Annotated in this window: 7 protein-coding genes; 4 read left to right on the forward strand and 3 right to left on the reverse strand. The window is 71.2% G+C overall.

The window, feature by feature from the left end; all coding sequences use genetic code 11:
* The coding region (locus tag ADK36_RS05635) for an ATP-binding protein (protein WP_053196571.1) at positions 1-2,620 on the forward strand (2,620 nt) is incomplete at its 5' end.
* Positions 2,621-2,644: 24 nt separating this feature from the next.
* Here the strand turns inward: ADK36_RS05635 and ADK36_RS05640 are convergent.
* Both ADK36_RS05640 and ADK36_RS05645 read right to left on the reverse strand, forming a co-directional pair.
* On the reverse strand, positions 2,645-4,606 hold the full coding sequence (locus ADK36_RS05640; protein ID WP_053196572.1) for a sigma-70 family RNA polymerase sigma factor: 1,962 nt from the start codon (positions 4,604-4,606) through the stop codon (positions 2,645-2,647).
* Positions 4,607-4,926: 320 nt separating this feature from the next.
* A complete protein-coding gene (locus ADK36_RS05645; protein ID WP_078916807.1) occupies positions 4,927-5,709 on the reverse strand; it encodes a TetR/AcrR family transcriptional regulator in 783 nt (260 codons plus the stop codon).
* Positions 5,710-6,092: 383 nt separating this feature from the next.
* Here ADK36_RS05645 and ADK36_RS05650 point away from each other — a divergent pair, with 383 nt between their 5' ends.
* Both ADK36_RS05650 and ADK36_RS05655 read left to right on the forward strand, forming a co-directional pair.
* Entirely contained in the window at positions 6,093-7,472 is a 1,380-nt protein-coding gene (locus ADK36_RS05650) for an NAD(P)/FAD-dependent oxidoreductase (RefSeq protein WP_053196574.1), read from the forward strand.
* Between the two features lie 251 nt (positions 7,473-7,723).
* Entirely contained in the window at positions 7,724-9,388 is a 1,665-nt protein-coding gene (locus ADK36_RS05655) for an ATP-binding SpoIIE family protein phosphatase (protein ID WP_048587339.1), read from the forward strand.
* A 141-nt stretch (positions 9,389-9,529) separates the two neighbouring features.
* Here the strand turns inward: ADK36_RS05655 and ADK36_RS05660 are convergent, their stop codons facing one another.
* Positions 9,530-10,798, reverse strand: a complete 1,269-nt coding sequence (locus tag ADK36_RS05660) for an MFS transporter (RefSeq protein WP_199830117.1) — start codon at positions 10,796-10,798, stop codon at positions 9,530-9,532.
* A gap of 132 nt (positions 10,799-10,930) precedes the next feature.
* Between ADK36_RS05660 and ADK36_RS05665 the strand changes: the two genes are divergently transcribed.
* Positions 10,931-11,479, forward strand: a complete 549-nt coding sequence (locus tag ADK36_RS05665; RefSeq protein ID WP_048587341.1) for a MarR family winged helix-turn-helix transcriptional regulator — start codon at positions 10,931-10,933, stop codon at positions 11,477-11,479.
* Positions 11,480-12,000: the final 521 nt, after the last annotated feature.

Genomic DNA, 12,000 nt, shown 5'->3' on the forward strand with positions numbered 1-12,000 from the left:
CACCCAAACCACCCCCGTCGGCAACCTCCGCCCCCGCCTCACTTCTTTCGTGGGCCGGGAACTCGAACTCGACGCCATCCGTTCCGAATTGCACAGGGCAAGACTGGTCACGCTCACCGGACCGGGCGGCTCTGGAAAGACCCGCCTCGCCGAGGAGGCCGCGACCGGCCTCCCCCAGGCATGGCTCGTCGAGCTCGCCCCGCTCGACCGGCCGGAGGCGGTGCCGGGCGCGGTGGTCAACGCGCTCGGTCTGCGCGAGACCGTGCTCATGACCAACGAGCTGACGGCCCCGCAGGACGACCCGGTCACCCTGCTGATCGAGTACTGCGCCCCGCGCAGCCAACTCCTGATCCTTGACAACTGCGAACATGTCATCGGCGCCGCCGCCACCCTCGCCGAAACGCTCCTCACCCACTGCCCGGGCCTCACGATCCTCGCCACCAGCCGTGAACCCCTGGGCGTCCCCGGCGAGTCGGTGCGCGCGGTCGAGCCCCTGCTTCCCGACCAGGCGCACCGCCTCTTCGCGGAGCGAGCGGCGGCGGTCCGCCCCGGCACCGACGCCGCGCTGTGTGACGGGCGCGACCAGGAGGCCGTCGCGGAGATCTGCCGCCGCCTCGACGGACTCCCGCTCGCCATCGAGCTGGCGGCCGCCCGGCTACGACTGCTCACCCCCCGGCAGATCGCCGACCGCCTCGACGACCGCTTCCGCCTCCTCACCTCCGGAAGCCGTACGGTCCTGCCCCGCCAGCAGACCCTGCGCGCAGTCGTCGACTGGTCCTGGGACCTGCTCGACGAGCAGGAGCGGACGGTGCTGCGCGAGGTCTCCGTCTTCGCGGGCGGCTGGGACCTCGTGGCGGCTGAGGCCGTGTGCACCGGGCCGGTCGCGGACCTCATGGGCGCGCTGGTCGACAAGTCCCTGGTCGTGGCCACCCCGTGCGAACGGGACGGTTCCGACGGCATGCGGTACCGCATGCTGGAGACGATCCACGAATACGCCGTCGAGCGCGCCGCCGAGCTTCCCGGACCGCGGCTCGCGGCCGAGCGCCGGCACCGCGCGTGGGTGCGCGCACTCGTCGAGGAGGCAGATCCACAGCTGCGCTCGGCCGGCCAACTCCCCTGGATCTCCCGCCTGGAGACGGAGCTGGACAACATCCGGGTGGCGCTCGACCGCGCCCTCGCGGCAGGCGACGAAGCGGATGCCGCGTCCATCGCCCTCGCCATGGGCTGGTTCTGGTGGCTGCGCACCTACCGCCACGAGGGCACAGCCTGGATCGACCGGATCCTGTGTCTGGGTGCCACCTCGGACACCGCCGACCGCGCTCCCGTGGTGGACGGCGCCCCCACCACCTCACACGCCCCCGTGGCGGACGGCGCCGCCCCCACCACCTCGCACACCAACGCCTCCGGCGACCCGATCGACGCCTTCCTCTCCGCCCCGGAACAGGAGGCCCACCACCCGCTGCACGTCCCGCGGATGCAGCTCCGGCTCCTGCATCTCTTCCTCAGGTCCGAGACCGAGCCGATCGACACGCTGCTGGACGAGCGGATGCGGTGCTACATGATCCGTGTGCGGAGCTTCTTCGAGCAGGGCGGCCCGCTGGCCGCGCGGCTGCCGGGGCTCGTCTGGCCGCTGATCGACTTCTTCCTCAGGAGTTCGCGGGAGGTCCAGGGCTCCATGGACGTCGCCATCGCCAACTGCCGTGTCCACGGCACCGACTGGGAGGTCGGCGTCCTGCTCATGTTCCGGACGCACATGGTCGTCGACTCGTCCGGCGGCACGGACGGCCTCGACGACGAGCTCGCGGAACTGAGGCTCCTCAGCCGCCGCTGCGGCGACCGTTGGATGCGGGCCCAGGTGTGCAGCGCGGCCGGTGAGACCGCCATGGCGCGCAGCCGCTTCGAGGAGGCCAGAGGCGAGTACGAGGAGGCGCTGCGCCTCGCCCACGAGGTGGGTGCTCACGCCGAGACGCCGTTCCTCATCACCCGGCTCGCCGAGATCGCCTACCGCAAGGGCGACCGTACGGCGGCACTGACCGCGCTGGACGAGGCGAGCGCCGCCGCCGACCGCTACGGCGTGCCGGACGCACGGGCGTTCGTCAGGCTGATGCGGGCCCAGATCGCGCTGGACGACGAGGACACGGCACGCGCGCGTGCGATGTGCGAAGCGGCCCGCGTGGAGACGGGGCACGGCACGCCACCGCCGCAGTTCATCGTGATGCTGAACGCCATCGACGCCATGGTCGTGACCGCCGAGTCGGGCCCGGAACACGGCCTGCCCCTGCTGGCCGACACATTGCGTGTGGCCGTGGAGAAGGAGTGTGCCGACGTGATCACCGCGGCCCTCACGGACGCCGCCGCGGACCTGTTGACCCGCCTCGGAGACCACCCGCGCGCGGTCCGTCTGCTGGCCGCCTCGGAGCGTCGGCGCGGCGGTCATCCACGCCCCTTGCCGGAGCGGGCACACGCCGAGCGGGCCGAGACCGCTGCCCGCGCCGCCCTGGGCGCCGAACGGTTCACCGCGGAGCGGACGCGGGGCACCGCCCTCACCTACGACGACGTGCTGCACGACCTCGCCGAGGCCGTGCGTGACCTCCACCGCCCCGTCGAGCAGGAGCCATAGGCGTGCCGGCCCGGCTGAACCGCCTCACCCGCAGCTGAACTTCGACTCCGCCCAGTCCGCCAGCAGCAGGGTGTCGAAGGTGCTGTGCGGCTCGACCACCAGCCGGACGGTCTCGCGCCCGGCGAGGTTCACATGGACGGGTACGGCCGGGTCCCCGCCCTTGAGCGCTCCGGACCGCCACAGCCGGACGCCGTCGGCGTAGACGGAGAAGGAGAACTGGCCGAGCCCCAGCGTCGAGTCGTCGACGCCGACCAGTGCGTCGTAGGCGGAGCACTCCCGGTTGAGGTCGATGGTGACGGAGGACCGGCCGTGCACGGTGACGCCGTGCGCGTACCGCTTGTCGCCGATCGACACGCCGTACCGCTGCCACACCCAGCTGCTGCCACCGAGCCGCATCTCGGGCGCGGTGCCGTCGCCGGTGACGTCGTACGACAACTCGCTCCACTGGTAGACGGCCGGGGCGGGCGGAGGCGGCGGAGTCGGCTTGGGTGGAGGCTTCGGGGTCGGTGTGGGGGTCGGAGTCGGCGTCGGGGAGGGCGTGGGCGTCGGACGGGGCGAGCGTGTGGGTGTCGGGGTCGGCGTGGGCGCGGGCTCGGCGGCCGGGACGATCGCCGGCGGTCGCGGAGTGGGCGCCTTCGCAGGCGGTTCCGACGGCTTGGGCGGCGTCGGCCTCGGCGTCTCCTCGACGATGGGGGAGGGGACGGGAGGCTGCTTGGCGTCCGTCTTGTCGGCCGGTTTCTCGTTGCCGGCCAGCGCGAGCGCGATCGCCGCGACCACGCCCACGGCGACCACACCGGCCGCGATACCGGCCTTCACCGGCGCGCCCAGCCCTTCGGAGACCGCCGAGCCGCCCCCGGAGCTCGCCCCGCCGGAGGAACCGCCGCCGGCCGCCGAGGCCGCCCCGGCGGCACCGGCCGCACCCGCCCCGGCACCGCCGGCGATGAGCCCGGCCGCCTTGGCGTACCCGGCGGCGCCGAACCAGCCGATGACCGCGACCGGCACGACGGCCGGGATCCCACCGGCGACTTCCTGGATCTGGCCCGCGGCCAGCCGGCACTTGGCGCACTCCTCCAGGTGCTTGCGCAGACCCCGCTCGGCGCGCGTGCGCAGGCTGCCGCGGGCGTAGGCACCGAGCCGGTCGGCGTGCCGGGCGCACTCCTCGTCGCGGGCGAGGCTGGCGCTGACGTGGGCCTGGAGGTAAGCCTGCTTGAGTCCCTCGCGGGCGCGGCTGGCGAGCACCCGCGTGCCGTTGGCGTCGAGCCCGAAGAGCGTGGCGACCTCGCTCGGCGACTCGTCCTCGACCTCGGTGTGCCAGAGCACGGCCTGCCAGCGCTCCGGCAACGACCGGAAGGCCCGCATGGCCATGGACTGCTCGGCCTCGTGCATCGCACGTACGTCGGCGCCCAGGTCCAGTGTGTCGTCGTCGGACACCTCGGAGACCCGCGTGGACTGCGCGGCGAACAGCGCGAAGTCGTCGACGAGCTGCTCGCGCCGCGCCGACTTCGTCCAGTCCGCCGCGGCCCGCCGGATCGAGGTGAGCAGATACGCGCGTACGGCGTGTTCGGGCCCGGACCCGCCGCGTACGGCCTGGAGCATGCGGGCGAACACCTCGGCCGTCAGGTCGTCCGCGGTGTGGGCGTCGCGGCAGCAGGTGCGCGCGTACCGGCGCACCGCCTCCGCGTGGCGCCGGTACAGCTCCTCGTAGGCGGTGTCGTCACCGGAGCGCATCCGCCCGATCAGGTCGGCGTCCGACGACGGCAGCTCGCGGGGCGGCGGCATGTCGCGCGGCGTCGGCAGCGTGCTGTCCTCGCGCCGGTCGCGCTGTGCCGGGACGCTGCCCTCGGCACGGCTCTCCGCACGGCCCTGTGAGCGGCCCCCCATGGGGTCGCCGCCCGGCGGCAGGTCCGCACGTCCGCCCTGACTCGGTACCTGCGGAGTCGCCGAGTCACCGTCACCGCGTGACTCGTCCCACCCGTCAACGCTCATCGCGGAAAGCCCCCGCTGCCAGCTCTACCAGTCCCGGACACCGGGTCAGGGTGCCATATTGGCTTTTGTTCAGGACCTGCCCGTACGGACATCCACTCGTCCGTGGGGACTTCCCGCAGCGCAGTACTAGCCCTCGTCCGTACAGGGAAGGCTCAACGGGCTTCCGCCAGGCAGGAGTTGAGAGCCGCGCCCCGAAGCGCCCGGCACGCTCCACGACGGTGTTCGAGGCGAGGGCGGCGCGGCACCCCGCCTCGCGGTCACCCCTTCGAATCACTCACCCTTCGAAGTCACGGCCCTCACCCGGGCCGAATCACGCCGAGTCACGCCTGGGGGCGCGACCGCAACCCCTCCAGCAGGATGTCGAGCAACCGCGCCGAGGCCGCCGCCTGCTGCGCCGCATCGGGCAGCGAGGGCGCCGCCGTCGCGATCACCAGCAGGACGTCCGACACCGACACGTCGGCCCGCAGCTCACCCGCCGCGCGCGCCCGCTCCACGAGCTGGCCCACCACGTCGAGCAGCGCCGCCGCCCCGGGGTCGTCCACCGCGTCGACCGTCACCGTCGCCGGCTGATCGGGCACCAACCGCAGCTCACCGGTACCCGGCTGCATCCGCTGCTGCGGCACCCGGGCCTCGTCGAGTACGGAGCCGTCCTCGGCGACCCCGACCCGCAGCACCTGCGGCGGCAGCAGCCGGCCCGCGCCCGAGGCCACCGACGTCCGCAGGAAGCGCGAGAGCGCCGACCACGGCTCGTCCTCCTGGCCGAGCGCCGCACGCGCCTGGTCGGTCAGCCGGGAGGTCTCCTCCTCGGCTATCCGCCGCACCAGGACGTCCTTGCTCGGGAAGCGGCGGTACACCGTCCCGACGCCGACCCGCGCGCGCCGGGCCACGTCCTCCATGGGCGCGCCGTATCCCAGCTCGCCGAAGACCTCACGTGCCGCACGCAGCACGTGCTCCAGATTGCGCTGTGCGTCCACGCGCAGCGGCGCCGTACGCGATGTGTCCCCGCGTCCGTTTCCCGCAGCCGCGCTGATCGTGCCGCCCGCCGCCCCGCCGCCCGATGCGATGGCAGACGCGGTGGACCAACGAGAATCCTGAACATGCATAAGCGATCCCCCGGTAATGACGTCTCCCCCCGGAGACTCCCCGTCATTGCAAAGCCGGAGCGTCACGGAACAAGCCCGGACAACGGGTCCGTTTTGTGTGACTCACGGACCCGATGAGCGCATCCCCCTACACCCCGTCGACACACGAACATAGTTGAGAGGGAGTCAATTCAGAAGGGGGAGGTTCCGCACAGAGCCCCCCTCGATCGGAGTACGGGTCGTTTACGCCCGGATTGCGCCACTCGCGATCCCCCGGCGCACACCCATTGACCTGCGGACTTCCCGAGCACTCCGGCATTTCGGCCAAACCGCTCCGCCGACGGCTTCCGGTCACACAAATGGTCGAGCCTGTGGACAAACGCAAGCGTCGGGTGCGTCATGGGATGGTGAAGGAACGTGCGCGCATTCTCGTTGTCGGCGGCGGCTACGTCGGGATGTACACGGCCCTGCGTCTCCAGCGGAGGCTGAAACAGGAGCTGGGCCGGGGCGAAGCCGAGATCACGGTGGTCACTCCCGACCCGTACATGACCTATCAGCCATTCCTCCCCGAAGCGGCCGCCGGCTCCATCTCCCCGCGCCACGTGGTCGTACCGCTGCGCCGTGTCCTGCCCCGGTGCCGCGTCCTCATCGGCGAGGCCACCGCCATCGACCACGCCAAGCGCACCGCCACCCTCACCACCCTCGCCTCCGAGGAGGAGGGCACCGGCAGCGAACAACTGTCCTACGACGAGCTGGTCCTCGCCCCCGGCTCCATCGCGCGCACCCTCCCCATCCCCGGCCTCGCCGACCACGGCATCGGCTTCAAGACCGTCGAAGAGGCCATCGGCCTGCGCAACCATGTCATCGAGCAGATGGACATCGCCTCCTCCACCCGCGACCCCGGGATCCGCGACGCGGCGCTCACCTTCGTCTTCGTCGGCGGCGGCTACGCCGGCGTCGAGGCACTCGGCGAACTCGAGGACATGGCCCGCTACGCCACGCGCTACTACCACAACGTCCGCCCCGAGGACATGAAGTGGATCCTCGTCGAGGCCTCGGACCGCATCCTGCCCGAGGTCGGCGAGGACATGGGCCGCTACACGGTCACCGAACTGCGCCGCCGCAACATCGACGTACGCCTGCACACCCGCCTGGAGTCCTGCGCGGACCGCGTCGCCGTCCTGAGCGACGGCGCCCGCTTCCCGACCCGTACGGTCGTCTGGACGGCCGGCGTCAAACCCCACCCGATCCTCGCCGCGACCGACCTGCCACTTAATGAGCGCGGCAGGCTGAAGTGCACCCCCGAGCTGACGATCGAGGGCACCACGCACGCGTGGGCCGCGGGAGACGCCGCCGCCGTCCCCGACGTCACCGCGGGCGAGCCCGGCAAGGAGTGCGCCCCCAACGCGCAGCACGCCTTGCGCCAGGCGAAGGTCCTCGGCGACAACATCGTCCATGCCCTGCGCGGCGAACCCCTGGAGACGTACGCCCACAAGTACGCGGGTTCGGTCGCCTCCCTCGGCTTCCACGAGGGTGTCGCACAGGTCTACGGACGCAAGCTCAAGGGCTACCCTGCCTGGTTCATGCACCGCGTCTACCACCTCAGCAGGGTGCCGACCTTCAACCGCAAGGCCCGCGTCCTGGCTGAATGGACCCTCTCGGGACTCTTCAAGAGGGAGGTCGTCTCCCTCGGTTCACTCGAACATCCCCGAGCGGAGTTCGAACTCGCGGCCGGTGGAAAGCCTCCTCTCAAGCCGGAAGACGACCCGAAGGGGTCGTCCTGACCGGACCCAGGAACTCCACCGACGAGGCAGGCGTCTGACGGGTGTCGGCCAGGTCGGCCGCACTGCCAGACTGATCCCGAACCGGACGACGAACCGATCCCCACCCAGGACGCCCTCGGGCGGGCACCCGCCCGCCCCTCGACCCACAAGGCTCTCCCCACAGTGCTGCAATCCGGGGGTGCTGGTGCCGCCCCTCAGACCCCAGGCCGGGTCCGGAGCTGGCCGAAGACGACGACACGAGGCAAGGATTCGTGAACTTCACGCGCTGGAGCGCCCGGCTCCCCGGAACGCAGCGCCGCGCCGCAGCGCGGACCGAAACCGCGGCGGCGGTCACCCAGGACCGCCGGGGAGAGAGCCCGGGCGCCGTCCCCGCGGCCCGCGCCGAACACCTCACCGACGACGCCAAGCCGATCCCCGCCGTGGACGAACTCCCGGTCCGCGAGGTTCTGGACCGGGTCCCGGCCCTGGTGGCCCTGGTCCACGGCACCGACCACCGTCTGGCGTACGTCAACGACGCGTACGTGGCAGCCTTCGGCGTACGCCCCCCGGGCGAACCGGCCCGCGAGGCGCTCCCCGAGCTGGCCGAACTGGGTCTGCTCCCCCTCCTCGACCAGGTCCTGCGCAGCGGCAAGCCCCGCACCCTCAAGTCCCGCAAGGCCCCCGACGGCCGCTCCTACACCTTCACCTGCACCCCCGTCGCGGAGGGCGACGGCGGCGTCCTCGTCTTCGCCACGGACGTCACCGACCACGCGGAAGCCGCCGAACGCCTCCGCGCCAGCGAACGCCGCCAACGCGAAACGGCCGTCACCCTCCAACGCTCCCTCCTCCCCCAGGAGCTCGAAGAACCGGACGACCTGCGCATCGCCGCCACCTACCACCCGGGCGGCACGGAGGCCGCGGTCGGCGGCGACTGGTACGACGTGATCACCCTGGGCGGCGGCCGCACGGCCCTGGTGATCGGCGACGTGATGGGCAGAGGAGTCCGAGCAGCCGCGGTGATGGGCCAGCTCCGTACGGCGGTGAGGGCGTATGCCCGCCTGGACCTCCCCCCGCACGAGGTCCTGCAGCTCCTGGACGGCCTGGCGGCGGAGATCGACGCCAACCAGATCGCCACCTGCGTCTACGCCATCCACGACCCGAACGAGGGCCGCCTCGTCTACGCCTCCGCCGGCCACCTCCCCATCCTGGTCCGCGACGAGAACGGCGAGGTCCAACGCGCCGACGAACCCACCGGCCCGCCCCTCGGCACGGGCGGCTGGATGCACGCGTCCGGCTCGATCGCCCTGAGCCCGGGCTCCACGGCGGTCCTCTACACCGACGGCCTGGTGGAACGCCGGAACGAGGACCTGGACGAGGGAATCGCCTCCCTGGAACGCGCCCTGGCCGGCGCGACCGGCACCCCCCAGGTCATCTGCGACCGCCTGGTCCGAAGCGCCGGCGTCACAGCGGACCACGACGACGACGTGGCGGTCCTCGTCCTCCAGCACCCGGCCCGCACCGGCCCTGACGGCGACCTCTTCCGCAACGCCGCCCTGGAACTCCTGGGCGGCATCGAGGCAGCCCCCCGCGCGCGTGCCTTCGCCTCCGGTGTCCTGACCAGCTGGCGCTTCCCGCCCGACCTCCACGACCTGGGCGTCCTGGCCGCCAGCGAACTGGTCGCCAACTCCCTCCAGCACGGCACCCCACCCATGCGCCTCCGCCTCCGCCGCACCGACCGCCGCCTGATCATCGAGGTGACCGACGGCGACGACCACCTCCCAAGACGCCGCCGCGCAGAACCAGGCGACGAGTCCGGCCGAGGCATCGCCATCGTCGCGACGATCGCCTCGGGCTGGGGTTCCCGACGGACGCCCGGGGGCGGCAAGGCGGTGTGGTGCGAGTTCGTACTACCAAAGACAGCCCTGGACACCCGTTAGCGCGTCTTTCAGCCTGTCCGGCGTTTGAGGACGAGGCCGTAGGCCGACAGGGGTCCAGGGGGCGGAGTCCCTTGGCGGGGTGGAAGGGGCGGAGCAGCCCCTTCAAGGGATGGGACGGGTAGGGGCGGCGGGGGCGAAAACTCAGGCATGCGCCCGAGACTGCCCCGCAGCCGAAGCAGCCCCCTGCGCCACCACCCGACTCTTCCCCAACCACGGCTGATCCTGCACAGCACTCAGCTCCCGCCCCAACCGCACCGCGAGATACGTGATCCCCAGCGAGAACAACAGAAACGTCACCACATACGGGCCATGCAGCGCCGCCCCCATAGGCCCACCCACCGCCGGCCCCACAGCCAACGCAAGCTGCTTCACCAGGGCAAAAGCAGAGTTGTACTGCCCCGCCATCCCCTCCGGCGCAAGGTCCGCCACCAACGGAGCAACCGTCGGCGACAACATCGCCTCACCCAGCCCGAACAGCGCATACGTAGAGACGAAGGCAGCCGTAGCCATCTCCTGGCTCCCATGCCCCAGCCCGGCATACCCCGCCGCGACCCACGCCACGGCCCAGATCAGCCCCACAGCCGCGATCACCCGCGACCGCCTCCGCCGCTCGACGAACTTCAGCACGGCGAACTGCGCCACCACGATCATCGCCGTGTTGGCAGCCAACGCGGTCCCCAGCGCGGACGTGGAAACCCCGGCCGCCTCGACCCCGTAAGCACTCAGCCCCGACTCGAACTGCCCGTAGCAAGCGAAGAACAGCACGAACCCCAGCACACACAGCTGCACCATCGCCCGGTTCTGGAGCAACTGCTTCCAGCTCCCCCTCGCCGACCCGGCCCCCGCCGCCCCCTCGATCCGCGGCGCACGCGGCATCCGTACCGTCGACATCACCACGACGAGCAGCAGGAACATCGCCGCCTCGATGGCGAACAGCAGAGTGAAGGACGAGACGCTGGTCGTATCCACGAGGTGGCCACCGATCAGCCCGCCGACCCCCAGCCCCAGGTTCTGCAGAAAGAACTGCATCGCGAACGCCCGCGACCGAGTCTCAGCCGTGGAGCAGTCCACGATCATCGTCGCGAGCGCCGGCTGCATCACGGCCTGCCCCGCCCCGAGCGCGCCCGCCGACAGCAGTACGGCCACCGCACTCCCCGCCAGCCCCAGGCTCAACGCTCCGAGCGCGGCGGTGACCAGAGCGGTGAGCAGCACCGGCAGCGGGCCGCGCCGGACGATGGCCCGCCCGGCGAACGGCAGCACGACCAGTGCCGCCACGGCGAAGACGGCGAGGACGAGCCCCGCCGTCATGGCACCCAGCCCCCGCACCTGCGCCACATAGACGTACAGGTAGGGGACGGTGAAACCGAGCCCGAACGCGCTGAGTGCGTTGCCCACGTGGATCCGGCGCATCGCTGCGCCCATCGCCCTGGTCACGTTCACCTCTCTCGATGTAGATCTGAAGACTTCAAAGCTAAAGTTCGAAGCTAAACACTACACAGAGAAGGACTTCAACGCCAAGCAGGCCCGTGCCATACTCGCTCCATGGGCGACACCCCCGGCATCAGCGAACCGACCCTCGAAGAACAGATCGCCGCGTACCAGCGCGAGTTCCAGGACCTGGACCCCCAGGTCGAGAAGGTCGTCTCGGCGCTGTCCCGTCTGAACCGCCGTATGAACGTCGCCTACGGCCGCCAGACCGCCGCACTCGGCATCAGCAACGCCGAGTGGGAGGTCCTCAAGGCCCTGGTCCTCTCGGGCGCCCCGTACCGGATGGGCCCCAGCGACCTCGCCAAGCGCCTCGGCCTCACCCCGGCCGCCATGACCCACCGGATCGACCGCATGGTCGCCGAAGGTCTGGTCACCCGGGAGCGCGACGAGTCCAACCGCGTCCGCGTGATCGTCGAGCTCACCGGCGAGGGCAGAGGGAAGTGGCTGGAGGCGATGCGCCTCGCGTCGGTCTTCGAGGAGGACCTGCTCCAGGACCTCTCGGCAGAGGAGCGCACCACCCTCGGCGAGGTCCTCACCCGTCTGCTCCGCAGGGTGGAGCACGCCCAGCCGGACGCCGGCGGACGCCTCAGCGACCTGGACTGACACGAGGCCAGGCACCGCCGGAAAAGATCTTGACAGGGGGTGCTTGACAGCCCTCTCGCGGATCCGTAATGTTCTCCGGGTTGCCGCCGAGCCGTAACGGTTCTGCGACAGCACCTCCCGCCGCGGAAGCGGCAACCCAAACCATCAGCACGATCTCCCTGCGGGGTTGATTTCGGCGTGCCCGAATTCAATTCGAATTGGGACTCGGCGGCCCGATTGGGAATCGCCGAGAGGATCCGCTAAGGTTTGAGACGTCGGAACGGCCCAACGGCCGCGAAGACAAGCCCCGCTGACTGGGGGTCAGGCCCGAAAGGATCTGATAGAGTCGGAACCGCCGGAAAGGGAAACGCGAAAGCGGAAACCTGGAAAGCGCCGAGGAAATCGGATCGGAAAAAGATCTGATAGAGTCGGAAACGCAAGATCGAAGGGAAGCGCCCGGAGGAAAGCCCGAGAGGGTGAGTACAAAGGAAGCGTCCGTTCCTTGAGAACTCAACAGCGTGCCAAAAATCAACGCCAGATAT

The sequence above is a fragment of the Streptomyces viridochromogenes genome (assembly GCF_001270495.1).
Taxonomy (GTDB): Bacteria; Actinomycetota; Actinomycetes; order Streptomycetales; family Streptomycetaceae; genus Streptomyces; species Streptomyces viridochromogenes_A.